Raw genomic sequence first — 26,377 nt, 5'->3', positions numbered from 1 at the left:
AGTGAATGCTGATGGATAACGGTAAGGCTTAGCCTACCACAAGATTTAGTAGAAAATACAAAACGCTCACCAACTAAAAATAAATCAGCCAACAATCAAAATTTATCTAAAAAAGCTTAGCCTAATGGCTAAAACATCATTTTTTGGATTCAAATATTTTTCAATGAATAATTTCATCGTCAAAGCAATATCAACATCGGCAACAGTCCCCTATCGCCATTGACCGCCATGCTCATTATTAAAGGCTAAGCACCTCTTAGCTGATACTTCTTGATAATACCAAGACTGTATCGTTCAAGATACCACAGCAAAAGAATCGCCGCCACCGTCAAAGAAATCACCAAAGACAACCAAAATCCATAAATACCCATACCATAATAAGTTGCCAAAAAATAACCAGGAATCAAGCCACAGCCCCAAAACGCAATCAAATGAATCGCCATGGGGATATGGGTTACTTGGTAACCTCGCAAGGCATAGCTTGCCACAGTCTGAATGGCATCAACCACCTGAAACGCCGCCGCAAACAAGATAACCGTCGCAGCAATACCAATTACCACCGTCTCATCTGTATACATCTTAGCAAGTGGTTCTCTTAAAAATACCAATAATACTGCCGTCAAACAAGATATCAGTATGGCCGTAAAAACAGCAATGCCTGCCACATATCGGGCTCGGTGCGGTTTTTGTTTTCCCAGATAAAATCCTGTTCGTACCGTGCTGGCAGTACCAATACTTTGGGGTAGCATATAAATAAGGGTGGTTAAACTAATAACAATCTGCTGAGCGGCAACATAGTCTTGAGTACTGCCGTTTGCATCGCCTTTTAATCTCGCCACCAAAAACATGATGCAAGTAAATAAACTCACCTCAATAAAAAATGATAAGCCGATAGGCAACCCCAAATGATTAATCCGTCTTAAAGTAGCAAGATTGGGCGAACTAAATTTATCAGTTAGCCCAAAAGGTTTAAAATAAACATCCTTAGCAATATAGATACCAAGTACGATGGCATTAACCCAAAAAACAATGGCGGTCGCTAGACCGCAACCGGCCCCACCCAAGGCAGGCATGCCAAATTTTCCATAGACAAATATCCAATTTAAGGGGATATTGATAAAAAAACATAGCCAGCTGACTATCATGATTGCTCGTGGTCGGTTCAGACTAGACGCATAAGCATGCAAGGCTCGATGTATCATGGCAGCAGGCATGGCAAGCCCAACAAACCACAGATAATCACCTGTGATGGATAAGGCACGCTCACTTAAATCAAAAAAATTCTGAAACGGTGTGATGGCAGCCCACATCAGTAGCATACCGATAACACCTGTCATCAATCCATACCACAGCCCCTGACGCCCCATCTCGCCAATCTCTGCCAATCCGTTTGCACCATGCTTCTCGGCAATCATGGGATTTAACGCACTCATCACGCCCATCAAGGTAACATACACGGTTGCAAATAAACTATTGCCTAATGCCACCGCCGCCAAATCATCAATGCCTGCACCCCCTGCCATTACCGTATCCACAAATCCTGTACCAACTTGAGCCACTTGGGCTAATAGCATGGGCAAGGCAAGTGTGATCAGAGCAGACAGCTCTTTTTTATAAGTGGTGATGGGGTATTTGGTGATGTCTAGCATGGCAATGGATCATTTCATTAAAAAGGCTTAAAGGTTGTCTATATTGCTATACAAGCATAACAAATACAAACATTCTATTCAATCATAACAAATACAAACATTCTATTATAGCATACTTAATCCATCCAATCATCTTAGTCGCCAGACCATCAATTACTCAAAATCACTCAAATACCCTTGATTTAAAAAACCAACAAAAAAGCAAATGATGCTATCTTTTGTTGGTCTTGATTAGCTTTTAATTAGATTTAATGGTCTTAAAAATCCACTACTCAAGCGTATCACTTCGTCTGCTCAAGTATATAATCAACTGCTGCATATACTTCAGCTTCAGTAACCGCACCGGTCGCCTGTGCTGGCATTTTATTAAATCCTTTATCAAAATGCTGATATAAAGTATCCACGCCTTTTTCTAGGCGTTTCGCCCATTCTGCCTTATTGCTAAGTTTTGGAGCGTCTAACAAGCCTTGGTCATGGCAGACCTTGCAAGTTTGTTCATAGCGTTTTTTACCCTCCTTAATAGACAAAGGCTTGATGGGATTGGCTATATTCTCTGTTGCATTGACCACATCTTTTGCTACAGTCTCGTGCCCAGAAGAGTCTTCTACAGACCCACCATCAGATTCTTGCATGACCTCAGCCGTATCTTGAGCGGGTGTCTGCGTCTTAGCTTGGGTGGTTGCTGTGTTAGATGCAGATTCTGCCTTATCACTGCCACACGCACCGAGTATCAAGGTCAGCATCGCCATACCGAATATCAAAGGAAGTCTAGCTGGGTAGTTCATATCGCCTCGCCATATGTTTGGTCATTTAAATCATGATTGCCCTGCCAGTTATGCCTGACAGGCATCTAATAATATACCTAAATTTATTAAGGATTTATAGTTAATATTTTTTATTGCTTTATTGTTTTACGATTTATTCTACCAACAATACCCAGTGTCAGCTCTATTAAAGCAGGCTTATTCTTAAACCCAAAGAACCACCAAAGAAAAAACCTTGATAAAAATCAAGGTTTTTTTATTATTAAATAAGCTATAGTAATTCAGATTAGTACTTGCGTACTGTACGAACTTGCTCACGCCATACTTTTTTCTTGTAACGCTTAACAGCAGCAGCTTTTTTACGCTTACGCTCCTGCGTTGGTTTTTCAAAAAATTCTTTTTTACGAACATCAGCCAAAACACCTGCTTTTTCGCAAGCACGCTTAAAACGACGAATTGCGATATCAACTGGTTCGTTCTCTTTTACCTTAACTGAAGGCATAGTAACTCCTAATGCAAGACAAGTGGCATCGATTAGGCTGTATTATATTATTAGCGTCACGGTCTTGGGCGTGGGCATCAGCTCAAATCGGAACAATCAATACAATGATAAACCCGCTTAGCGGTATTGCCCGAACCCAAAGATTTAGGCAATCTTAATATTATAACTGATAAGCCAGATAAACACAACCAAAATCTAGCAAACAAGTCATCATTTTATCATTGGCTATTCAGTCTTAGTATCAGCTTCGTCTGTCTTGGCAGCTTCTTGCTCAATAGAAGCTTCTGGGGCGGTGTCAGTTTCTGCAGATTGTTCGCTTTGAGCTGCTACATTGTTGGCAGTCTCATCGGTCGCAACAGATGGCTTGGCATGGTCATCAAACTTGACTTCTTCAGCCTTTGGCGCTTTTTCTAACGCTACAGCTTGTGCTTCTGCTAACTTATCTACTGCATATACTTTTTCATGCTTATCGCCACAAGCACTCAAGGTCAATGTTGTCAAAGCGACAATGGCTACAAATTTGGCTTTCATAGTCTCTCCAATAAAAATCTAAAAACTAATAAAACTAGACTTCAGTGATGCCATCATCACTAGAAAAGTAAAAGTATATGTCTATTATGCCATAAAATTCCACACTTTTCATAGGATTTAGATGATTGACAACGATTATTTTTACAACATTGGTCTAATTTGTTATGATTTTGGATAATATCTAGAAAATTTACAAACATTCTATCATTTTTCAACAAAAAGCTCGCTATAATAGATGACTGATTATTTTAATGATTCAAATCGGAGTTCTTATGGCTGGTGGTAGCTTGCTGATGTTGCTTGATGACATGAGTACCATCTTAGATGATGTGGCGACAATGACAAAACTTGCCACCAAAAAAACAGTAGGTGTGCTAGGTGATGACCTTGCCTTAAATGCACAGCAGGTAACAGGGGTGCGTGCTGACCGTGAACTTCCTGTGGTGCTAGCGGTCGCAAAAGGCTCATTCATCAACAAACTCATCTTGGTGCCTGCCGCACTCATTATTAGTGCGGTGGCAGCGTGGCTCATCACGCCACTTTTGATGATTGGCGGTCTGTTTTTGTGTTTTGAAGGGGCGGAAAAAGTGATGCACAAATTCGCACCAAGTCTGTTGCCACATGAACTAGATGACAATCAAGCTCATGCCAAACGACTGGCGGCTAATGCTGATAAATCGGTCGATTTGGTTGCTTTTGAAAAAGAAAAAATCAAAGGAGCGATTCGCACCGACTTCATTTTATCTGCTGAAATTGTGGTGATTTCGCTTGGGGTGATGACCACAAGCACCCTACAGGCTAAAGCCTTATCGCTTAGTGCTATTGCTATCTTGATGACGGTTGGCGTCTATGGATTGGTCGCCCTTATCGTCAAAATTGACGATGCGGGTTTTAGTCTAATCAACCGGTCTGATTCAGTCAGGAAAAAACTTGGCAATTTTCTGCTTACATTTGCCCCAAAGCTCATGAAGTTCTTATCCATCGCAGGTACGCTTGCCATGTTCTTGGTTGGTGGTGGCATCTTAGTACACGGCATTGATATCTTGCACCATCAGGCAGAAGATTTGGTGGCGTTATCAGGCATACTAAGCGGACTGACCGAATCAATTTATAATGGCGTGGTTGGCTTTGTGGCAGGTTTAGTTGTACTGGCGTTTTATGTATTATTTAAAAAACTCAAGCATCAAGACACATGATATTTTTAAACCATAAAACCTGCCAAGATAGCAGGTTTTATGGTTTTAGAACACGAACTAAAAATAACCAATTACCGACGACGCTGTTCCACCATGAGTGCATCAATACCATTATTACGCAGTTTGAACAGTGCATCGCTTGCTTCTTGACGGCTCACCATCGGCATGGATACCACTTGATAGACCTGAGCATTCGTCTGCCTGTCCAAGCGACGCACCACGATTGCATCAACGCCTGCTAGCATCACTTGAGCCCGCTTTTCATCAGCATCTTTGGCATTTGTGTAGCTTTTGATTTGCAGAATGTAGGTGATGTGGGTTTGATTGGCGGTCTTTTCACCACTCTCATCTTGACCATCATAGGTTGTGGCATCTTCGATGATTTGGATTTGAGCTTCTTTAGTCTCTTCTTTTTCAAGTTCGACCACCGCATCAGCTCCCAAAACTTTATCCTCATTTGCCATTTCCTGTACACTCACCCCTTCAGGGATACTGCGAAAATTCTGCTTGGGCAAGATGTCATAAAATTCATAATCAGATGTCAATGCCATCTCTCGGCTAGGGTCGTATTGACCTAGATTTAGATCTTGACTACTTGGCAACACCTCTTGTTCTTTAGCCATGGGTGTTACTTGTGCGTCATCTTCAACGGTGATTTTATCACTGCGGTAGCCATCAAATAGCGGTGAATAATACACCGCCGCCGCTAATGCTACTGCAATCACTAATCCTAGAATCATCCAAAGCAAACTCATGATGCCTGAGTTTTTTCGCTTTTCGGTTTCTTTATATACCGCAGAAGATTTGTTCTTTTTTGTCATGTTCATATTTCACAAATAATTGATTAATTATTGTAACAAGTTTTTTTAACGCTGTGGAAAATTTTCGCCAATTCTTTAAGATTTGTTGATACCAGCATCAATCATCATGCCAATCCACAGCACATCTGTGCTATAATAAAGCCAGTAAATCCCACCATAAAACATAAAAGGGCACTCTATGATTCTTGCCGTCTCTGAAGCCACCATCACCGCCATGGGCTTATATATCTTATTGCCGATTTTTATTGGCTTTTTGTTCTTTATTATGTGGGACATCTCCAAAAAATCCAACGCAGGTAAGCAAGGCACTTTTTGGATTTTTGTGGCATTAGGCATGGGATTTTTTGGTTTTCTTGCCAAACTTGTCATTGAATGGGTATTGACAAAATGGTTTATCTAACCACAACCAACAACTCAAATCAAGCCATCAACCATTTAGCCCATATCAGCCAAACCACAAACAAAGGTTTTTAAACTAAGGTCTTTTGGCAATCATGGTTGCACGCTTAGGTGCAGGATAGCCTTCGATGGTTTTTGAATTATCTGCATCGTCCAAAAAGTCTACCAATGAATGATAATCCATCCATTCTGTTGCTCTCTGCTCATCTGTGCTAGTAATACTCACATCAACGCAGCTTACCTCGCTAAATCCCGCCTTGAGTAGCCACTTGGTTAAAGTAGCAACGCTTGGCAAAAAGTACACATTATTCATCTGGGCGTAGCGTTCGTGTGGCACGAGCACTGTATGCTCATCACCATCGACCACTAAGGTCTCAAGCACGAGCGTACCGCCTTTATTCAGCTGAGCCTTTAGCTGTTCTAAATGCTCAAAAGGCGAGATACGATGGTATAGCACTCCCATACTAAACACCACATCAAACAACTCGCTGTCTTTTGGCAGGCTCTCAAGTGGCACAGGGATATAATGCACGGGCAAATCCACGCCCAAAAAGTGCTTCATCGCCATGAACTGATGATAAAACAAACACGATGGATCAATCACAATCACCGATTTTGCCCCATCACCCAACATACGAAAACCGTGATAGCCAGAGCCACCGCCAACATCCAAGACTCTTTTGCCCTGCAACTGCAAATGTGGACACACTCGCTCCCATTTAAAATCAGACCGCCACTCTGTATCAATATGAATGCTTTTTTCCGCACCACCGCTCAGATAAAACGGTCCTTTTCGCCAAGGCTTTAGATTTTTTAATAGGCTGTGAGTTTTTTTAAAATCCGACACCTGCCAATCAAGCACCGCTTCAACTCTATCGGTTAGCCGAATTGCTAGGGCGGTCGTCTCAGGCAGGCGGTCAATGGCAGAAGCATAAAATGGAGCGTGTGCGTAACGGCTCTTATCTTTGATTTTAGCCAACCAAATCGGCAAACAAGACAGCCACTCACCTGCTTTTGGGTGATACCTGCTCACTTGGAGTAGATGCAGATACAATGCCTGCTCTGCCTTAAAAATGGTATTATTCATGATGTCTTAATCGTCAAGTAAATTAGTGATTTTGATACAACAGCTTATCCGCCAATGCCGACAACAGAACTTCGCTCCAGATTTGCCAACTGACTGTTCTTTATGATTGGCATGGATATTTTTTCAGCTCTTTTAGCTCAATTTAGGTATCTAAAACCTTTTAGGTCATTTAAACGCCACAATAGATAAAAAATTTAAAAACTTAAACCAAGTCAGCACCCTATCAAAACCTGCCGCCATCAGCCTGTCATGATGTACGCTCTCGGTGTCGGTGATGAGTACATTTTCTAGGGCGTTGCGTTTTGTGCTAATTTCTAATTCACTATATCCATTGGCACGCTTAAAATCATAATAGCGTTCCACCAACCAAGCATCGTCCTGCTCGTCCATGGCGTGTGTTTTTTCGGTTAAGATTAAAATACCCCCATCTGTCAATGCGTCATGGCATTTTTTGAGCAGTGCCAATCTATGTTCTGGTGGCAAAAATTGCAAGGTTAAATTCAGCACAATCATATCGCACGGCTCCAAATCAAGCGTGCAAACATCCGACAAGATAAACTCAATATCATGCTTTGGATAATACTCATCAAACACGCTCTTGGCACGCTCTATCATTGGGCGAGAAATATCCACCGCATGAATCTTGATTTCATTTGGGACGAACTTATCAGCCAAAGCAAATGACACCGCCCCAAGCGATGTGCCCAAATCATAGATTCTGCTAATGCGATTGCCTTGCTCATTCACCTGCCCATAGGACAGATGCCGTCTGGCAAAAACTGGCAACATGGAGAGTACCTGCCCATAGCCCGGTACGCTACGGCGAATCATGTCAGGAAAACACGCCACCACTTCTTCATCAAAGCTAAAACGAGCAAACTTATCAAGCGGAGTAACAAATAGGCTGTCATGCCCATCGTGATGAACAGATGGATTGACTGGGTCGTTCATGTTTGGATTTGTCATGAAAATTATGCTATGCTTAAGGTTGTGCGTATTTTATCATTTTTAGAACAATAAGGAAAACTTATGCAACACATCATTTTAGGCGGTGGCTGTTTTTGGTGTACCGAAAGTGTATTTTTATCCCTAGCAGGGGTTATTTCAGTAACCTCTGGCTATGCTGGTGGTCAAGCTGACAACGCCAATTATGAAGCAGTCTGCACGGGCAATACAGGTCATGTGGAAGTGATTGATGTGGTGTTTGATGAAAATATCATTGGGTTAGACACACTGCTGGATGTATTTTTCGCCACGCACGACCCAACAACACTCAACCGTCAAGGCAATGATGTCGGCACACAGTACGCTTCGGTGATTTTTTATACCAATGATAGCCAAGTTACTACCATTAACAACAAAATCGACACCCTAAAAGCAGATGGAGTGGCTGTCGTTACCCAAGTCAAAGTCGCACCAACCTTTTATCCAGCCGAAAGTTATCATCAAAATTTCTATGCCAATAATCCAACGCAAGGTTACTGCAACTTCGCCATTCCGCCAAAACTTGCCAAGCTAAAAACAAGGTTTGCTAAATATTTAAAGTAATAAACTCACTTTAATATTTGGTCTCATGCAAAATACTTATGCCGTTTAAAGTTTTTATGCTTCTTACAACATTAGATATACGCCCAAGACTTCATGAAAGGCATCATCAATTCTCAATATACTGCTGTGCTTCTTCTAAGTTGACCGTAACCAGACTTGAGATGCCAGCTGTCGGCATGGTGATGCCTTTTAACTCATCGGCAATTTGCATGGCAAGTTTATTATGACTAATAAAAATAAACTGTACGCTATCAGCCAACTCGCCAATCAAGCTAGTAAAGCGTGCCACATTAGCGTCATCAAGCGGTGCATCTACTTCATCAAGCACGCAAAATGGTGCTGGGTGTTGTTTAAAAATCGCAAAAATAAGACTTAAGGCGGTCAATGTCTTCTCCCCACCTGATAACACAGCCAAGCGTGAGTTCTTTTTGCCTTTTGGCTGTGCCATCAGAACAAGCCCCGCTCGCCATTTATCAGACTTGGATAAAGACTCATCATCAATGAGTGTTAAGCTCGCCTGCCCACCACCAAAAACCTTACTAAATAAAGCATTTAGACCATCATTAACAGCATCTAAGGCGGTTAAAAATAGCGATTTGGTCTTCTCATCAATAGCAGCGATGGCATCTTTGAGCTTTTCCATGCTCTTGGTGATGTCATTGATTTGACTGTCCATCGGCGAGACACGCCCTTCTAGCTCTTTTAATTCTTCAGCTGCTGCCAAGTTCACCGCACCTAGCTTGGCGATGTCCGCCCTAATCCCATCAATGCGTGCGGAGTTGTCTTTAAATTTAGGCGATTTAACACGAAAATCCGCCACTGTTGCAGGCAGATTAAACTTCTCATCAAGACGCACCATCTCATCACCCAAATCAGCAAGGCGACTCTCGCCCACTGCCGTATCCGCTGTGATTTGAGCTGCTTGTGCCTGAGCTTTTGCAAAATCAGCATGAGCTTGGGTTAAATTCTCTTGTAATTTAACCTGCATGAGCTGTAAGGCTTTGGCGGCTGCTTCATGTTCTTCACTGGTGATTTTTAGCATGGCGGTGTGAGTCTTTGCATCCTTAAAGGCAGTCTCTAGCATCGGCAGTTTGGCAGTTAGTTTCTCTTGAGTATCTTTGGCAGCTTGTATGTCAATTTGTGCCTGCTCGGCATTTTTTTTGGCCATATCAAGCAACCTTTGGGTGTGTGCTTTGGTTTGGTTAAGCGTAGTATTTTTTAGCTGTATCGCTTGATGCTCCTCTGTCATCGCTTTGACCTCAAGAGTGAGCAAATCCATGCTTTGGGTCATCGCTACCATCTTGCTCTTAACAGTCTCATGGCGTGGTAGATGTTTGGCAAGTTTGTCATCAATATGCACAAGCTCCTGCTCTAATACCTTTAGCTCACTACCAATCTCGTCTTTTTCTTCATCAAGTACAGATTTATTTTTAACAAAATTTTCTCGCTTGATGGCATCAGTCTGAATTTTGGTCTGCAAGGCAGCCTGTCTTTGCTGTTTTTGTTGGATACTTGCCAATAAAGCATTCATCTGAGCTAGCCTTTCATCATAAGACACTTTAGCACTCTCAAACTGTGTGCTGTATAGCTTTAGCTGTTTTTGGCTTTCGCTCATCTTGCTTTCAAGCTCATCAAGTGTTATCTCAAGCTCGCCCAAGCGTCTGCTATGCTCTGCCTTTTGGGTCAGTATCGATGACTGCACCCCAAAACTACTGGTATGCACCACCCCAAAAGAACTGATCAGCCAGCCCGATTTGGTCAAAATCAACTTGCCATCAGCAACTTCACCTGACAGCTTTTGTAAATCAAAAGACTCATCATCTAGTAAGTAGCAATTATCAAACAATTTTAAACGGGGGGCATCAAACAACTGTCCAAATGCCAATAACTTACCAATACTCACCCCATAAGTACCACCTGTCTTAAAAATGGCACGACTGGCGTTTTTGTCTTTTTCATCAGGTGCTGATAAGATTGCCTTGATTGCCAGCTCATCAGATACTTTGGCGGTCAACCAAAAGCCCAAAAAGGCATCCAACACACCGGCAAACCGCTCACCTTGACTACTCAGACGCACCAAATCTTTTAGCTGTGGCAGATGCACAAAATCGCTTTGGGTGCTATCTTCTGTATGATTTTGGGATAAAGAAGCAGGCTTGGCGTGTAGTAGCTTATGCAAGATGTCATATTCACTTGATAAGGCAGTATGCTGTTTTTCAAGTGCGGTATATGCCTGCTGATGGGTCTGCACACTCTTGGCAAGCTCATCAAGTTTATCTTTGTCGTCTTGCTCTGCTAAGGATTCTTGGCGTAGTGCCAACTGGGATAGCTCTTCAGTTAAGCGTGCCAACTCTTGAGTATCGTTGATGTCTTGCTCGGCAATGCCTTGCGAGCTTAGGATAAGCTCATTATGTTTTTTGATCCATTTTTCACGGTTGGCAAGTACTCGGTTTTTTTGAGATTCGGCGAGTTTCTTGGCATTTTCTAGCGTGTTTTTTTGAGTTTGTAGAGCATCTAGTTCATCACGAACGCTCTGCCAGCCGACTTGGTTGGTTTGTAGTTCGTGTTGCTTGGCGTTTAACTTTTGGCTCAGCGTATTTAAACTTGGCTCAATCTGGCTTAACTCTTGGTTAATTTTATCAAGCTCAGCAGTTGCGTGCGCGATGTTGTCATGAGCTTCTGCCTTGATGGCATTTAGGCGAAGTATCTTTTCTTCAGACTGGGATAGCTCCTGATTGACAGTATAGAAGGTGTGCTGTGCGGTCTGCTCTGCCATCTGGGCATTATGATATTTATCACGGGCATCGTCTTTTAGCCATTGCCCTTCTGCAACCTTATCGGATAAGCGTTCTAGCTCCACTTTGGCTTTATTGGTGGCACTTTCAAGTCTAGCCAGCTCTTCTTGACTGCTTTGTTTCTGTTGTTTTGTTTGTTCATGATATTGCCACGCCTCAAAAATACGCTTTAATAGATCTTCTTTGTTCATCTTATTAAGCTCATCTGTCAGCTCTTGGTATTTCTTGGCAGACTCGGCTTGGCGTAATAATGTGCGTTGTTGTTTTTTTAGTTCACCTTGCAAGTCAGAGAGTCGCTCTAGATTGTCTTGTGCTTCGTCAAGTTTTTTTTGGGTTTCATCACGGCGTGCTTGATAACGAGACACACCTGCCGCTTCTTCGATGAACTCACGCAGCTGCATGGGGCTAGACTCCACGATCCGCCCTATCATGCCCTGCTCAATGACAGCATAGCTTCTCGCCCCAAGTCCTGTCCCCAAAAATACATCAACCACATCACGGCGACGAACTCTTTGCCCATTGATGAAATAATCCGATTTGCCATCTTTAGTAACTTGACGGCGAAGCGTCAGCTCATGGTAGAGATTTAGGGCATGGCGAATGCCGGTGCTTTCATCTTGGGTATGCTCAAAGGTCAGCTCCACACTCGCCAAGCTCTTGCCCGTTCGCCCCTCCACGCCTGCAAAGATGACATCGCTCATCGCCCCACCACGCAGCTGCTTGGCGGAAGTTTCGCCTAGCACCCAACGAATGGCATCAATCACATTTGACTTGCCACAGCCGTTTGGACCGACGATGGCGGTGATGTCGTGTTTAAAGGTAAAAGTCGTGGGATTGGCAAAGGATTTAAAGCCAGCAAGTTTTAGGGATTTTAGACGCATGATTGATGATAAAATCTTAGAATAAAAGGTGAGTATTATAGCAAAGTTTACCAAGATTTTAACCAAGTTTCTATTGAGTAATTTGGCAAATGACCCAAGCATCTAATAATAGCCGTCCTTCAAGACGACCATCTAAATAAGCATGCAAACTATCGATTAAATAAGTGTATAACATGTGTATTATCTAAAAGCGTCTCCAAGGTCTATGAAATATTGGGGCGATGAACCATCTGGCTTCCAAACATCAGCAAAACCCATTGCTTGCATTAAAGATCATCCATCTAACAAGTGGTGTTAAAATAATGATAAGTATCAAAGAATGTTTGATAATAAAATTACCAACAGAATTCGTCATCTGAATTTGTAAAAACATAGGTTTTTTAAAATATTCTTTAACCAAAAAAGAATTGATTAAAAGCACTAATCATGCTGAGAATAAAAAACTAGCAACTGAAGCATCATCACAAGGGCGGTAACAAAATAAAATTAAAATAATTAAAAAAACATGAAATTTGGTTAAATGCTTAACCAAATTTCTAAATTTTTCTAGGACTTTGTTTCTCAACGAAATCATCACCAACCTTTACGATTGCTAATACCATTGATTGTACCGCCAGTGAATGCAAGTTTAGATGCACCATATATGGCTTTTGCACCACGCACAGGTACAAAAGCAGCCAATAACGAACTTACCAAAACCTTCCATAGTACACTTTGTATACACACAAAGACCCTGCCATCTTGCAGGGTCTTTTAATTTTAAAGATTAGACCACACTACCATACAACAGCTGACAACCCACCACAATCAATAGGCACGCAAAGGCTTTTTTTAGTGTAGCAGCTGGCATCTTGTGGGCGATTTTTGCCCCAAGTTTGGCGGTGATAAAGCTTGCCACACTAATGGCGACAAAGGCAGGCAAATGCACAAAACCCAGCAAGCCTACCACCGGCTCACTCATACTTGCCACATGACTGCTACCAAACCACATAAAGCCCAAAGCCCCAGCGATGGCAATCGGCAGACCGCACGCCGCACTGGTGCCAACCGCCTGTTTCATGGGTAGGCCAGCATGGGTAAGATATGGCACATTTAAGCTACCACCACCGATACCAAAAATCGCTGACGCCATGCCAATCACACCACCTGCGATACTTTGGCTAAATGGCTTGGGTAGTGGTTTGATGTTCTCGCCTGCTTTTTTCATGAACATCTGTATGGACATGATGATGGCAAATACACCAATCAGCCCTTGTAAATACTGCCCATGAATGAGCGTTGCCACCCACGCCCCAAACAAAGAACCTACCACCAAGCCATAAGTTAAATTTTTAAAGACTTCCCAACGCACACCGCCTTTTTTGTTGTGAGCGGTTAATGAGCTGATGGATGTAATGATGATGGTCGCCAATGCCGTCCCTACAGACACATGAGGAATAATCTCAGCAGGAAAACCATACGCCCCCAAAATCCACACAAGAGCAGGTACAATAATCAGACCCCCACCCACACCGAACAGTCCTGCACACACCCCTGCAAATGCCCCTGCAATCACAAACCATAGATACATCATTTTTACAAATCCTAAACAAAATTTATGGTATTATACCCCATTTTTATCATTTTAAAAAAATTAAAAACCATGCCATTTCTAGCACCCACTTGCCACCACCATTTTGATGAGATTGGCAGTACCAACACCGCCTTAATCCATGCCATTGAAAGCGGTCATCTTGCCCACACCATCTCCCATTTATACACAGCAGATTATCAAACGGCGGGGCGTGGACAACATGGGCGAACTTGGGTGAGCGGTGAGAACAATGTGTTCTTAAGCCTATATATCCCCATGGGGAAAGGGGTGTTTGAACTAAATACACTCTCTGGGCTGTTGTCTGTGGCAGTCGGTTTTGAGCTTGCTAAGTTACCCATCATTCAAACCGTGAACGAACACCGCCGAACAAAGCAGTTGCCCACTCTTGGCGTAAAGTGGGCAAATGATGTGGGTTTTTATGATGATGAATTAGGCTTATTTAAAAAACTGGCAGGCATTTTAATTGAGCCTGTTTTTAAAAAAATAGAAAAAAACACCTTAACTGGCGTGGTCATTGGTATCGGACTTAATGTTAATAACTCCCCTAAAATAAAAGACGGTCTTTATCAAGCGACCTGCCTACAAGAATTATTTGCTGATTTAGACATTTTTGCCCAAGAGTTATACATTCCCATAGCCAATGCCATATTTGAAGCGATAAAGACTTGCAACCACTGCAAAGAACCAAGTCATCTACAGCACTTTATTGATCAATTTAACCAAAACCATCTTTTGAGCGATAAACTGATTCATGTTTTTATACAAAACAACATGGGCGATATCCACGCCAAAGGCAAGTGTATCGGCATTGGCAATCAAGGCGAATTATTATTGAATGACAATGGTAAGATAAAACAGATCTTTGCAGGCATGGCAAAGATTGTAAATTAAGCTATTGCTTTTGGGTGCAGACCGCTCAACCTGATATGTTAATTTCAACCCTATTAGTATTTAAGGACAAGCATGAAAAAACTCTGGCTGGATTTGGGTAATACTCGCCTAAAATATTGGATGGTAGATCACGGCACGATTATCGCCCATGACGCAAAAGAGCATTTAAAAGCCCCTAATGAATTATTGCTTGGACTGCTTGGTACGCTAGCACGGTTTGAGCCACAATTTATTGGCATATCCAGCGTGCTTGGGGACAAGATTAATTCTGCCATCAAAAAGACAGTACAAGGTTTTGGCGTGCCTTTTGAATTTGCTAAGGTTAATGCCAATCATACGCTTTTAACAAGCCATTACAGCCCCAATGAGCTTGGTGTGGACAGATGGCTACAAATGCTCGGCGTGGTGGATAGCACCAAAAAACAATGCGTGGTCGGTTGCGGCACGGCATTGACGATTGACTTGATAGAGCATGGTGTGCATTTGGGAGGCTATATCCTGCCCAATGTCTATATGCAACGCCACGCCCTATATGCCGGTACTCAGCAGATAGGGGTTAAGGCTGGACGATTTGATAGTATAGAGCTTGGCAGGACAACCTTTGATGCGGTCAATCATGGTGTGCTGTTTGGCATTATTGGATCGGTGCGTGCAGTACAGGCAGATTATCCTGATTTTGACATTACCTTAACAGGCGGTGGTGCTGACATGATAAATGCCCAGTTTAACCACAAACTTGGCATAAAAAAAGAGTTATTGTTAGAGGGTTTGAAACGATATTTTAATTAACCCCCACTACGACAAAATCATGGCAAAATAAAAGAAAGCCAAACAGCAGATGATACTCAAAAACCATAAGGCGGAACGCACCATCGGTGCATCAAAGGCATATGCCATAGCCAATGCGTAAAAATACATACAGCCACGCCAAAACATTAATGACATTTTGTGGTACAAAGCAGTACATCGCCACAATAACCGCTGCCAAGAAAATAGGCAGGCTCTCAAAACTGTTGGTTTGGGCGGCACATAAAAATTAAAGCTTAATCAAACAAACCACCAAAAACAATGCAGTTCAAAGAGGAGTAAATATCGTTTTAATTAAACCTTAGGCATTCTCTCCTGCTATCCTTCCAAACACCGCACCAAGCATCAATCCAGTACCACCAGCATAATTTCCATAATGAACACCACCCACGATTTCACCGCAAGCAAACATATTATCAATACATTCACCATTTGTTCTGTATACTCTTGCATCAGGCCTCACTTTCAAACCCCCATAAGTAAATGTCGCACCTGCTTTCACTGGTGCAATGTAGTAAGGCGGAGTATCAATTTTTTGGGCCCAGTTAGATTTAGGGACGCCAAAACAATCCACAGATTTATTACCATCCAAGTAACTAAAATCACAAATGACATTGTCGACACAATTGCGATTATAGCTTTCTATCGTATCATGCAGATTGCGATGATTTATACCAAACTTTTCACACATAACTCGCAATGAATTTGAACTAAATAAATTCTCATCAGAAAAATACGATTGGGATAAAAACCCAACGGTTTTTCTATCAAATATCTGAAAAGCCATATTATTAATCTGCTTATTAATCATACGCCCAACTTTTGCATATAAAAAATTTGGCATATTCTCACCCTCATCAAAAAAACGCTTACCATCATGATTAATTGTTATTCCTAGATTAAACTGATACCTCGATTGGTTTTGACTTTTAATATTTTCTCCTGGCAATAAATAATCAGGAAGATATGAGCTTTGAGGTGTCGCATGGCAGCCAACTTCCGAATAATCCCCATAAAGTTGAATATTGTTTTTGATTGCAGAGAAAAACCAATCTCCAGTATTAAAAGGAACACCCCTGATGCCAACATTTTCCCAGGATTCTCCTAAAAATTTTTGCCTAAAATATGGATTAGCTTCATAACCTCCCAGTGCCAATATCAATGAATTGGCAGGCAAGTGGAATAATTCTCCATTATCCTTAGTTAGGATTAGCTCTTTGACACAATTATCAACCATTACAAAGTCATAAAGAGAGGTGCAATACATTATATCCACACCCAAACTCTCAGCAATATTAAAATTTCTTTCTTGTAAAGATTTGCCCGAACCTTTAATCTTAAGAGGTATGTTTCTTTTAAATATATTACCAAAATCTTTATATGTCCATTTATGCCCTAAGTTTGCCATCCATAAAATAGTTTCAAAAGATTTATCAACAAATGTTTCTTGAAGATCCAAATCTCCTTGATTATCGGAAGTGGATCTTGGGTCATGAAGAAAATCATCCTTCGTGTACGGCATGTAGCTTTCTCTTAAAACCTCCTCTATTTTTAAATTTCTATCACCATCATCAATCAAGCTCAATAGCTCTTCGAAATTATTGTGGGGAAATCTAAAATTCATTGTTAATGAACTATTACCCCCCTCTATAAATTCTTGGAGCTTTTTCAATGACCAAAACACGCTTTCCTTTCTGGGCAGCTGATATGGCTGAACAAAGACCAGCATTGCCAGCACCCACAACAACATCATACGCTTCTTTTAATTTCATGAGACCGTCTAATAAAAACCATTAATAAAACACCAGATACAAAAGACAGCAATGCCGCAACAGTATAGGTAAGCATAATATTATATTTTCCAATCAAATATCCACCTAACATGCTTCCAATGATGCCAGAAATGGCCACCAATGTTTTTCTACTTGTTCCGATTACCCGCCATTCTGATGAAGGGGAATATTTTTGAAAACAATCCTGCCAAAACGGAATTGAAAACGCATGAATAAAGTTAAGAACAAATACAGATATTAAAAAATACCAATATCCTGAAGAGAATGCGGTCACCAAGAAAAATAAAGCATAAAAGATACGCAGATGCGGGGCAATACGGACAGGCAACTCTTTATGTCTGGATACTTTCACCATAAGCAACGAACCAAAAACCGTTGCCAACATCAGACTAAAAAAATAAAAAGAAACATAAATATCATCGACCTTATAAATATCCTTTAATACATATATAAAAGTCCCGTTATAAATAAATAAGCTGACTGCGGATATGGCATGAGCTGTACTCAAATAGAAGATATTTTTTGAGAATAAAATTTTATAAACCGCTTTTTTGATAGAATTACTTCTTTGTTTGATATCATCGATAGGAGTCAAATACATAAAAATAGCAGATAGGACAAATAAAACACCGCCAATAAAAAATACAACACGATGATTTAAAACACTTAAAATAGCACCGCCTATAAAAAACCCTAACGCTGAACCCATGCCTGCAAAAACCTTTGTTTTTCCTATGATGGTTTGTCTATTTAGACTGTGTGTTGATTCTGATAAAAATGAAATCAAACTCTCAATATAGCCACTTGAACAAGTTGATAAAAATGTTCCAACAAAACTTATGGCATACAACGCATAAATCATGGCTGAATCATTAAAAAAATATGGTAAGCATAACAAAATACTTAAAGTAACATTAATGGCCACAATGTGCAATTTATCACTTTTAAATATATTAAAATTATTAACAAAGAAACAAGCAAGCAGACTACCTACCGCAGAGATGGTTACCTGAAGTGCTGTAGAAATGGCACTATTGGTAAGATGATAAACATATAGTGGCAATACAACCAGATAGAGGGAAGATGCCAAACTCGATAGCAGCATGCTGCCACAGATATTATTCACTGATTTATTAAATTTGCTGTCCATAGTTCTAAAGCTTTATTATTGATTAACAAAAAGGATCTGGGGTCATCTTATTATAAAAAGGATTTACTCTCACAAAGTTTTTGCTTAATGCTTGATTGATGATTGCTCTATAACAGTGATATCCACTCATCTCATTAATATGCACCACCTGAACATCATGAAAATTAAGCAAATCAAGAAGATCATATAGCGAGAACTCTTTGTCAAAAAAATCAATTAAATGATTGTGCAAATATTTCGATTGTAAGTGATTGATTCTGTTTATTGCACCAGAACCAACCAAGGTATGAATTCTATCAATAGTGCTTTTAACATTACCCTTTGGGTGTAAATTATTTTTTACAATAATATTAGCCACCAATGATAACGCCTCTATTTCCGATGCTTCAATTGCATTTTTTAAATTTGTTTTCATGGATGTTCCACAAAAGAATATGTCATTTCTCTCATGAAATACGACAGACATGCAGAATGGAATATTTAGAACACTGGTGTAATGATGAATAAAATATCCACCCCCTAAATTCCTACTACCAATTTTCAAAATACTGTCATGGTGATACCATAATAATAAAGCAACATGACGCTCTAAAACCTCTAAAATAGCATGTTTTATAGCCATATCCTTATCACTATGAAGCCCCAAACCACTAGCACTTACATCATACTTGGTTCTAATCAGCACATCCTTATAAGGGTAATTTTTTAAAAACTTCTTAGTAAAAAAACAGTGAGAAGCAAATTGTCTTTGAAGATGACTTCCGCCAAAAAATATTTCGGAAGCTAAAATTCTTTCAATAATTTCATAATATGATTTATTTTTGGCAATCTCCAAACTATAAGAGCCAGAGTGGCCATAAAAATCATCAAATCTTTCTCCATATCGAACTCTCGCAACAGAATCAACAAAATACATGTTGCTCAAAGTTGTCATCCTATATATGTTAGAAAGCATCGGTATGCCAATAAAATTGTTTCTTTGCTGACGCATTATATATATGCACATTCTTTAAGGGACTTCTTAATCAATAGTCCATTGTTAGAGAGTCTTGCCTTTGGGTGCTCTAGAGTATTTAAGCCAATTTCGAATTGTAATTTGCATAATTGTAATCTATCCCTAAATCTCTTATCATACCCATTAATAGATAAAATTGTAAATATTCGTACCATCCTAGACAAAACAAATGAGGCATGAAAAATACCTCTCATAGGTCTTAAATCATCGCGAATAGGAGCTCTAAAAATTTTTTCATCTCTAGAATTTAAAACCAACTTTTCTAAAAAGAAATGAGCCTCCAATCTAATGTGAGATGTCTCATGAACGATATGCTCAATCCAATATCCGACTTGATCATCCTCGGGCTCTGGCACTCTAAGCCAAATTGAGCCAAAAGAGATATTTGAAGTATCTCCTCTTAACACTTTACCTTCAAATATTTTAATATGAGTAACAAATTCTTTAATTTCGTCGTAAATCTCTTTATCAGCACTTTCTATCATATTCAATGCTGATTGGATATTTTCTATATGAAAGGGCATCATATTCTCTGAAACTGGGTATATTTCCGTAGTTTCGCCTCTGATGTTTTTTTGATCATAAGACTTCAACTTTTCTATATAAGAATACTCCCAACTTTCAGAACCAACTGAGCTTATATTAGGAAAAAATATTTTATCATTAAGTGCATTTTGAAGCACATCCATAATATTACTGATTGATTTTTTTATATCATAAACCACACCAGTTTTCATACTATCTATCAGTTGAAAAAAAGACATAAAGATACTTGGATGAATTTTTAAATTTGTATCAAGACTTAATAATTTATTTTTTAAGCCAGTTGTGTCATATTTTAATTTAAAAGAAATAATATCTAAATAGCTCACAAACTTTTCAACAAAATATTCATTACAAGCAATATGAATTTTTCTTGAAAAATATATATTAGGCGTAGCTGTTGATAATAAAGATAGCTCTTGTTCGGTCATTATAAAAATCTCCTCCTTGATTTAGTACTATTTTTTAAAAGAACCAACTATTTGAATTAAAATACAATGCACTATCAGATAATGCATTGTATTCAAAGGAACGCTTGCAAATTTTTATTTAATTTACAATATAGAATCAGTCTTCCTGCATTGACCAGGCTTCTTGCACCTCAAAACCTAAAGGTAAATCATCAAAAGAAACAACCATTACTTCGTCATCTAGAAGTGCAAAATCTACATTACTATCACACTCTAAATACTCTTTCATAAAAAACTCCTTGATATTAAAATCACTGTGAATATCAATTTTCTACAACCAAACCACCTGTGGTATTCAAGATCTATCAAAATTACCAAGGGTTCATAATTGATTGATAGAAAACCTTTAATAACTTGACAAAAAATACCTGTCAAGACCGAAAATCAAATATCACCTATTTGACTTCCTAGAATAAATGTTTACATAAATCATAAAAAAAACAAGTAGAATATTAAAAAAAAATGCAATTTTTTTAATAATACTTAGGATCAAAGCGGTTTTCAAGTACACTCACCGACCCCAGAAAAAAAATGACATTTCAAAGCTTCTTTCATCGTCTTGAACTTAAGCAGATAACCTTTAAGCCATCTCTTAATCGTTATCTAGGTGTGTTCTGTGGGATTTGGTTCAGGCGAGTAGGGTGGCAGCGGTAAGATGATGTGTTTTTTTGGCTTGTGTGTTATCGGTTGTGCTTTGATTGATGATGTTTTGTAGATGTTTTATTCTATGAAATCTTGCGTCATCCAAGATGATGATTGATGGCTCGTGCTGATTATCAAGACAAGGCAATAGAATTTGTTCAAACCAAGTTTCAAACAAATTGCTTGTCATTGTGTTGCCATAAATGAGTGGAGCAATCAATTTTTAGCCTTGTTGCCAATTTGTCCTACAACCAAAGATATTCGTTGATAGCACTTGCCACTTACCTTATTATAAACCTTTTGATCCTTTAAACTTCTTGCGTGTGTGCGGTATAGACAAGTGTCAGTACCAGCTTCATCTATATAGACAAGCTCGCAGTCTTGGTTATTTTGCAATAACTTTGGTCTTTCTTGGCAGTCTTTGACCTTAGCAGGGTCTTACTCAAAGTAGGTGCTGGTCTTTTTCTAAGGGTGGCATTCATTCTTTTTAGTGCCTTATGGGTTGCCATATCACTACAGCCAAATACCTCACCAATTTCACGCAGGTACTTGTCAGGATTTTTTTATGCAGGCAAGAAGCCCTTTTCTATCAAACTTTCTAAGTCTATTGGGGGGTGGGCGAGAAGCCAAACTTCCTGTTTTTTCAGGCTGTCGCTTTCAACGAAACAATGTGCATCTTATATACCAAAAGCCTCTATAACAAGGGCATTTTTTTGGATTTGTCATAACAAGCTAAGACTTTTTGTCTGATTTCTAATGAATAAGCCGTTTTGGGAAGTAATTAGTAGATGATGGTAGAGATGTGGGATTGGTTAGTGTTTTAAGGTTTGATGGTTATAAATCAAATACCATTTTCAAGATGCAATCATACTGGCAACATGAGCCTCTGCCAAGACCATTTCATGTTGACCAGTTTTAAGTGATGTCATCAGACCACAATGATGGCAAAGGCAAACAACGCCAAGCAGCACATCAGCCCAAGCATCCACAACAACGAACGCAGCAACGACCAATCAAGGGCATACGCCGCACCATAGCCAATGCGTAAAAATACATACAGCCACGCCAAAACATTAATGACATTTTGTGGTACAAAGCAGTACATCGCCACAATAACCGCTGCCAAGAAAATAGGCAGGCTCTCAAAACTGTTGGTTTGGGCGGCATTAAAACGAGCCGCCATGCCTGTAGTCTTCGCCAAAAATTCTCGTGGATTGGCATTGTCCACAAGCCGAAATCCGCCTGTTATCTTAGCAAATACAGCAAACAAAAAAGGCAGTAAGCACGCCACTAGCATCGCTTGAATGGCGATGCTAATATTTGGCGAAAAATTAGCCACAAACATCATGATACTATTCATCGTTCACCAAGCCCACTTATGCCATCTCAATGATTTTGTAATCATGTGTGATATTCACACCGCCTTCTGACAGCATCTTTGATGCCGAGCAGTATTTATCGGCTGATAGTTCGATGGCCTTAGAAACTTGGCTTTCTTTGATATTAGTACCCACAACCACAAAGTGCAGATGAATATCGGTAAACACCGCAGGCACGGCATCAGCACGCTTGGCAGAGATTTCACAACGAATGTCGGCAACATCTTGGCGAGATTTTTGTAGAATGCTCACCACATCATAGCTGGCACAGCTACCAAGCCCCATCAAAATAAGCTCCATCGGCTTAGCACCTAGCTTCTGAGCAGAATCAATCACCACTTCATGACCTGAGCCACTGGTAGCACTAAAGTTAATCGCTTCATTTTTTAGCCAAGAGACGCTGGCAGTCATGTTTGTCATGTCACTTTTCCTACTTAAAGAGTCCAAAAGAATTCTTGATAATTAAAATGGTTTTTTGTCTAGATGGTGGTTTTTGATGGTTTTTCAAGAATCTGATGTAAAGTTTTTATCCACTTTTTACCCGTCTTTGTGTCAATTTTCATCGCTTTATTTTTTGGTATCTCAACATCATCGCTTTTAACCTTAAAAATCTGACCAAAATGCCCCATGAAACATTTTAATGCAAAAAAATATTACACTTTTTGTGAAAAATTTGTTTTAATAATAGATAAGTATCTGCGATTGCCAAATAATTATTAGCCGTCAGCAGAATTTTAATAATCTTACACAATAGAGTTTAGTCATGATTGATTCAGACGGCTTTCGAGCCAATGTCGGTATCATCTTGGCAAATACACAAGGCCAAGTGCTTTGGGCAAAACGCATCGGACACGACAGCTGGCAGTTTCCACAAGGGGGAATCGATTATGGCGAAACCCCGCTTGATGCGATGTATCGTGAGCTGTACGAGGAGGTTGGATTATACCCACATCATGTAGAACTGCTTGCAGTTACCAAAGATTGGTTGCGTTATCGTCTGCCAAAACGCTATGTTCGCACCAATCAAGAACCTTTGTGTATCGGGCAAAAACAAAAATGGTTTTTGCTTCGCTTAGATGAAAATAACGCCAAACACATTCGCTTTGATACTTCAAAGCCTGAGTTTGACGAATGGCAATGGGTGAGTTATTGGTACCCATTAAATCAGGTGGTCTCTTTTAAGCGTGGCGTTTATCAAAGAGCTTTACTAGAGCTGATTGAGCAACTGCCCTTGACCCATGATCTTATCTTACCCAATCAAAACAACCAACCTTAAACAACAAAAAAGACCGAATACTCTCGGTCTTTTTTGTTGATAAAAATAACTACCGACAAAAACAACTAAGTTATTGACCAATAAACTGCATAACTTAAGACTGCAAGGTATCAGATGGCGATTTGGCAACAGCATCATTTTAATTTAGCAATTTGAGCAATTATTAAGTTATAATAGACTTTTCTTATTATGCTGCTGGCACAGTTTTTTAAGCATAACTTTTTTAAGTACATTTTTTTAAGTATCGTTATTATGGCAATGATTCACCCACAATTTGACCCTGTCGCCCTTGATTTAGGGTTTGTTGAGCTACATTGGTATGGTTTGATGTATCTGCTCGCCTTTTTATTCGCTTATCTACTGGCGACATATCGTGGTAAAAAGCGAGGCGATTTTACTGGCGAGATGGTCTCAGATTTGATATTTTTTGGGGCGATGGGTGTGATTTTAGGTGGCCGTATTGGTTATGTCATTTTATATAACTTTGGCGAATTTTTATCCAATCCTGCCTACTTATTCCGTGTATGGGAAGGTGGCATGAGCTTTCACGGTGGCTTTATTGGCGTGTTGATTGCCATGTATTTTTTTGGGCGTAAATACAAAAAACACCCCTTTACCGTGCTAGATTTTATCGCCCCTTGTGTGCCAACAGGTCTTTTATTTGGGCGACTTGGCAACTTCATAAATGGCGAGTTATGGGGGCGTGTGTCGCATGGGGATTGGCCACAACTGATGTATTTCCCCCAAGCGGTTGCTGCCGACCATGAACTCATCAACACCAACCCAGACTTCATGAATATTGCCACCCAACTGGGAGAATATTACCTGCTACCACGCCACCCAAGCCAGTTGTATCAAGCATTTAGTGAGGGTGTACTACTGTTTATTTTGCTTTGGTGGTTTAGTGCCAAGCCACGCCCACGCTACGCTGTGTCTGCCTTATTCTTGCTTGGTTATGGGTGCAGTCGATTTATCACCGAGTTTTTCCGACAGCCTGATGTCGGTTATGAACTGATCTTTGGTTGGATGAGTAAAGGTCAGCTATATAGTCTGCCAATGATTATCTTTGGCGTGCTACTCATGATATCAGCATACAAAAACAACAACCATGATTGGCAAAAAAACCAATAATAAGGCGATCGCATGAAACAATACCTACAATTATTACAACACATCTTAGCTACAGGCGATGACAAAGGCGACCGTACAGGCACTGGTACTCGCTCTGTTTTTGGTTATCAGATGCGGTTTGATTTGACCGAAGGGTTTCCCCTGCTCACAACCAAAAAAGTGCATATGAAATCTATTGTTCATGAACTGCTATGGTTTATCAAAGGCGACACCAATGTCAAATACTTACAAGACTTTGGTGTAACCATATGGGACGAATGGGCAACTGCTGAACAAACTGCCAAATTTGGGCGAGAAGCAGGCGATTTAGGGGCAGTTTATGGTCATCAGTGGCGTAATTTTGGGGCCACCAAAGATGCTAATGGCTCTTACCAAAAAGACGGTTTTGATCAACTAAGTTGGCTAATTAACGAAATCAAAACCAATCCCAATTCCAGACGACTGATTGTATCTGGTTGGAATCCGATAGAAGCTGGGCAGGTGGCACTACCGCCTTGTCATACTTTATTTCAATTTTTTGTGGTGAATAACAAACTTTCTTGTCAATTATACCAAAGAAGTGCCGATGTATTTTTGGGTGTTCCATTTAATATCGCAAGCTATGCCCTGCTGACGCATATGATTGCCCAAGTGTGTGAATTGCAAGTAGGCGAATTTATTTGGACTGGTGGCGATACACATTTATATCATAACCATTTTGAGCAAGCCAAATTGCAATTAACTCGCACGCCTTTACCACTTTGTCAATTACGATTAAATCCTGATATCAAGAATCTGTTTGACTTTTCGTTTGATGACATCAAGATTGAAGGTTATCAATCACATGATAGGATTAAAGCGGAAGTGGCGGTGTAACATGAACAATCTAACAACAACCAAACAGCTCCTAAAAAATAAAAATCTCTCTTTGATTCAGGTTGTCGCTTTTGATCAAAAGCAATGTATTGGCAAGGACAATCAACTTGCATGGCATATTCCAGAGGACTTAAAACATTTTAAGTCTCTGACCACAGGAGGCGTGGTCATCATGGGACGAAAGACATATGAAAGCATCAGAAAGCCCCTACCCAACCGTACCAATTGGGTCGTCACTAAAGATAAGGCGTGGACAGCTCAGGGTGTTAAAGTCGCCCATAGTTTAGAGTGTGCCTTAGAACTTGCAAGTAATGACTGTCAAGATGGCAAATTATTCATCATTGGTGGTGGTGAGATTTACCGTCAAAGCATTGATATTGCCGATGTTTTAGAAATCACTCGGGTGGATTTGGATATTGGAGGCGACGCTTTTTATCCTGCGATACCGTCTGGCTTTGAATTAACCCATCGTGAGCACGGCACAAGCAGTACTGATAATACAGCTTTCGTCTTTGAATCTTATCAAAGAATTGCTCGTGTGTGATGATAGACACTTGCTAGTTTTAGAATGAGCAACATGACAAACAGCCAAAGCTAGGTCATACAAAAGACACTTCAACACAACTTAGATGAGCTTAAATAGTGCCAAACCACAAAC

Annotated in this window: 30 protein-coding genes; 9 read left to right on the top strand and 21 right to left on the bottom strand. The window is 40.1% G+C overall.

Translation table 11 applies throughout. The features are described from left to right. Positions 1-245: 245 nt before the first annotated feature. From ACERC6_RS06990 to ACERC6_RS06975, 4 genes are all read right to left on the bottom strand, one after another. Positions 246-1,649, bottom strand: a complete 1,404-nt coding sequence (locus ACERC6_RS06990; protein ID WP_373628307.1) for an MATE family efflux transporter — start codon at positions 1,647-1,649, stop codon at positions 246-248. Positions 1,650-1,930: 281 nt separating this feature from the next. Further along, on the bottom strand, positions 1,931-2,434 hold the full coding sequence (locus tag ACERC6_RS06985) for a cytochrome c5 family protein (protein WP_373630512.1): 504 nt from the start codon (positions 2,432-2,434) through the stop codon (positions 1,931-1,933). A gap of 265 nt (positions 2,435-2,699) precedes the next feature. After that, positions 2,700-2,915 carry a 30S ribosomal protein S21 gene (gene rpsU, locus ACERC6_RS06980; protein WP_242748412.1) on the bottom strand — a complete coding sequence of 72 codons (216 nt, stop codon included), beginning with the start codon at positions 2,913-2,915 and terminating at the stop codon, positions 2,700-2,702. 225 nt (positions 2,916-3,140) lie between these two features. Next, a complete protein-coding gene (locus tag ACERC6_RS06975) occupies positions 3,141-3,446 on the bottom strand; it encodes a hypothetical protein (RefSeq protein WP_373628304.1) in 306 nt (101 codons plus the stop codon). Between the two features lie 272 nt (positions 3,447-3,718). On the opposite strand from ACERC6_RS06975, the gene ACERC6_RS06970 reads away from it, so the two are divergent. Beyond that, a complete protein-coding gene (locus tag ACERC6_RS06970) occupies positions 3,719-4,642 on the top strand; it encodes a DUF808 domain-containing protein (RefSeq protein WP_373628303.1) in 924 nt (307 codons plus the stop codon). Positions 4,643-4,713: 71 nt separating this feature from the next. On the opposite strand, the gene ACERC6_RS06965 is transcribed toward ACERC6_RS06970, so the two are convergent. Further along, on the bottom strand, positions 4,714-5,469 hold the full coding sequence (locus ACERC6_RS06965; protein WP_373628302.1) for an SPOR domain-containing protein: 756 nt from the start codon (positions 5,467-5,469) through the stop codon (positions 4,714-4,716). A 172-nt stretch (positions 5,470-5,641) separates the two neighbouring features. Here ACERC6_RS06965 and ACERC6_RS06960 point away from each other — a divergent pair, with 172 nt between their 5' ends. Continuing rightward, entirely contained in the window at positions 5,642-5,863 is a 222-nt protein-coding gene (locus ACERC6_RS06960) for a DUF2788 domain-containing protein (protein WP_284673294.1), read from the top strand. Between the two features lie 75 nt (positions 5,864-5,938). On the opposite strand, the gene cmoB is transcribed toward ACERC6_RS06960, so the two are convergent. Both cmoB and cmoA read right to left on the bottom strand, forming a co-directional pair. Then, complete coding sequence (gene cmoB, locus ACERC6_RS06955) at positions 5,939-6,952, bottom strand: tRNA 5-methoxyuridine(34)/uridine 5-oxyacetic acid(34) synthase CmoB (protein ID WP_373628346.1); 1,014 nt, start codon at positions 6,950-6,952, stop codon at positions 5,939-5,941. 162 nt (positions 6,953-7,114) lie between these two features. Further along, positions 7,115-7,900, bottom strand: coding sequence for a carboxy-S-adenosyl-L-methionine synthase CmoA (gene cmoA / locus ACERC6_RS06950; RefSeq protein ID WP_284674619.1), 786 nt, complete (start codon positions 7,898-7,900; stop codon positions 7,115-7,117). A gap of 78 nt (positions 7,901-7,978) precedes the next feature. On the opposite strand from cmoA, the gene msrA reads away from it, so the two are divergent. After that, entirely contained in the window at positions 7,979-8,497 is a 519-nt protein-coding gene (gene msrA, locus ACERC6_RS06945; protein WP_373628300.1) for a peptide-methionine (S)-S-oxide reductase MsrA, read from the top strand. Positions 8,498-8,603: 106 nt separating this feature from the next. Here msrA and smc read toward each other — a convergent pair whose 3' ends face one another. From smc to ACERC6_RS06930, 3 genes are all read right to left on the bottom strand, one after another. Continuing rightward, entirely contained in the window at positions 8,604-12,173 is a 3,570-nt protein-coding gene (smc, locus tag ACERC6_RS06940) for a chromosome segregation protein SMC (protein WP_373628299.1), read from the bottom strand. A gap of 573 nt (positions 12,174-12,746) precedes the next feature. Then, entirely contained in the window at positions 12,747-12,899 is a 153-nt protein-coding gene (locus ACERC6_RS06935; RefSeq protein ID WP_373628298.1) for a hypothetical protein, read from the bottom strand. Between the two features lie 40 nt (positions 12,900-12,939). Continuing rightward, on the bottom strand, positions 12,940-13,746 hold the full coding sequence (locus ACERC6_RS06930; RefSeq protein ID WP_373628297.1) for a sulfite exporter TauE/SafE family protein: 807 nt from the start codon (positions 13,744-13,746) through the stop codon (positions 12,940-12,942). Between the two features lie 69 nt (positions 13,747-13,815). Between ACERC6_RS06930 and ACERC6_RS06925 the strand changes: the two genes are divergently transcribed. Continuing rightward, on the top strand, positions 13,816-14,658 hold the full coding sequence (locus tag ACERC6_RS06925; protein WP_373628296.1) for a biotin--[acetyl-CoA-carboxylase] ligase: 843 nt from the start codon (positions 13,816-13,818) through the stop codon (positions 14,656-14,658). Between the two features lie 72 nt (positions 14,659-14,730). Further along, positions 14,731-15,447, top strand: coding sequence for a type III pantothenate kinase (locus ACERC6_RS06920; protein WP_284673301.1), 717 nt, complete (start codon positions 14,731-14,733; stop codon positions 15,445-15,447). 6 nt (positions 15,448-15,453) lie between these two features. On the opposite strand, the gene ACERC6_RS06915 is transcribed toward ACERC6_RS06920, so the two are convergent. The 11 genes from ACERC6_RS06915 to ACERC6_RS06865 all read right to left on the bottom strand — a co-directional run bounded on the left by ACERC6_RS06915 (position 15,454) and on the right by ACERC6_RS06865 (position 22,868). After that, complete coding sequence (locus ACERC6_RS06915) at positions 15,454-15,576, bottom strand: hypothetical protein (protein WP_373628347.1); 123 nt, start codon at positions 15,574-15,576, stop codon at positions 15,454-15,456. Further along, positions 15,539-15,625, bottom strand: a complete 87-nt coding sequence (locus ACERC6_RS06910; protein WP_373628345.1) for a hypothetical protein — start codon at positions 15,623-15,625, stop codon at positions 15,539-15,541. The genes ACERC6_RS06915 and ACERC6_RS06910 overlap by 38 nt, the downstream gene beginning before the upstream one ends. A gap of 141 nt (positions 15,626-15,766) precedes the next feature. Continuing rightward, positions 15,767-16,987, bottom strand: coding sequence for an FAD-binding protein (locus ACERC6_RS06905; RefSeq protein WP_373628344.1), 1,221 nt, complete (start codon positions 16,985-16,987; stop codon positions 15,767-15,769). Between the two features lie 115 nt (positions 16,988-17,102). Continuing rightward, complete coding sequence (locus tag ACERC6_RS06900; protein WP_373628295.1) at positions 17,103-17,237, bottom strand: FAD-binding protein; 135 nt, start codon at positions 17,235-17,237, stop codon at positions 17,103-17,105. Continuing rightward, positions 17,215-18,408: an MFS transporter gene (locus ACERC6_RS06895; RefSeq protein WP_373628294.1), complete on the bottom strand. Its 1,194-nt coding sequence runs from the start codon at positions 18,406-18,408 to the stop codon at positions 17,215-17,217. The genes ACERC6_RS06900 and ACERC6_RS06895 overlap by 23 nt, the downstream gene beginning before the upstream one ends. 22 nt (positions 18,409-18,430) lie before the next feature. Further along, positions 18,431-19,342, bottom strand: coding sequence for a YcaO-like family protein (locus tag ACERC6_RS06890; protein ID WP_284673304.1), 912 nt, complete (start codon positions 19,340-19,342; stop codon positions 18,431-18,433). A 56-nt stretch (positions 19,343-19,398) separates the two neighbouring features. Continuing rightward, complete coding sequence (locus ACERC6_RS06885; protein ID WP_373628292.1) at positions 19,399-20,397, bottom strand: HEXXH motif-containing putative peptide modification protein; 999 nt, start codon at positions 20,395-20,397, stop codon at positions 19,399-19,401. A 136-nt stretch (positions 20,398-20,533) separates the two neighbouring features. Continuing rightward, entirely contained in the window at positions 20,534-20,665 is a 132-nt protein-coding gene (locus ACERC6_RS06880) for a hypothetical protein (RefSeq protein ID WP_284673306.1), read from the bottom strand. 399 nt (positions 20,666-21,064) lie between these two features. Next, the gene (locus ACERC6_RS06875; RefSeq protein ID WP_373628291.1) at positions 21,065-21,298 is read right to left on the bottom strand and encodes a transposase; all 234 of its coding nucleotides are present in this window, start codon (positions 21,296-21,298) and stop codon (positions 21,065-21,067) included. Positions 21,299-22,006: 708 nt separating this feature from the next. Continuing rightward, positions 22,007-22,438, bottom strand: coding sequence for an MAPEG family protein (locus ACERC6_RS06870; RefSeq protein ID WP_373628290.1), 432 nt, complete (start codon positions 22,436-22,438; stop codon positions 22,007-22,009). 16 nt (positions 22,439-22,454) lie between these two features. Next, positions 22,455-22,868, bottom strand: coding sequence for an OsmC family protein (locus tag ACERC6_RS06865; protein ID WP_284674621.1), 414 nt, complete (start codon positions 22,866-22,868; stop codon positions 22,455-22,457). A gap of 352 nt (positions 22,869-23,220) precedes the next feature. Here ACERC6_RS06865 and ACERC6_RS06860 point away from each other — a divergent pair, with 352 nt between their 5' ends. From ACERC6_RS06860 to ACERC6_RS06845, 4 genes are all read left to right on the top strand, one after another. Further along, positions 23,221-23,733 (top strand): RNA pyrophosphohydrolase, encoded by a 513-nt coding sequence (locus ACERC6_RS06860; protein WP_284673308.1) that lies wholly within the window; start codon positions 23,221-23,223, stop codon positions 23,731-23,733. Positions 23,734-23,985: 252 nt separating this feature from the next. Further along, entirely contained in the window at positions 23,986-24,864 is an 879-nt protein-coding gene (gene lgt, locus ACERC6_RS06855; RefSeq protein ID WP_284673309.1) for a prolipoprotein diacylglyceryl transferase, read from the top strand. A 12-nt stretch (positions 24,865-24,876) separates the two neighbouring features. Next, on the top strand, positions 24,877-25,719 hold the full coding sequence (locus ACERC6_RS06850) for a thymidylate synthase (protein ID WP_373628289.1): 843 nt from the start codon (positions 24,877-24,879) through the stop codon (positions 25,717-25,719). Position 25,720: 1 nt separating this feature from the next. Then, a complete protein-coding gene (locus tag ACERC6_RS06845; protein WP_284673311.1) occupies positions 25,721-26,263 on the top strand; it encodes a dihydrofolate reductase in 543 nt (180 codons plus the stop codon). Positions 26,264-26,377 lie beyond the last annotated feature (114 nt).

This window comes from Moraxella sp. E33BD (genome assembly GCF_041807865.1).
In the GTDB taxonomy this organism is placed as follows: domain Bacteria; phylum Pseudomonadota; class Gammaproteobacteria; order Pseudomonadales; family Moraxellaceae; genus Moraxella; species Moraxella haemolytica.
The sequence above is the reverse complement of the archived record's forward strand: the minus strand, read 5'-3'. Positions and strand labels throughout refer to the sequence as shown.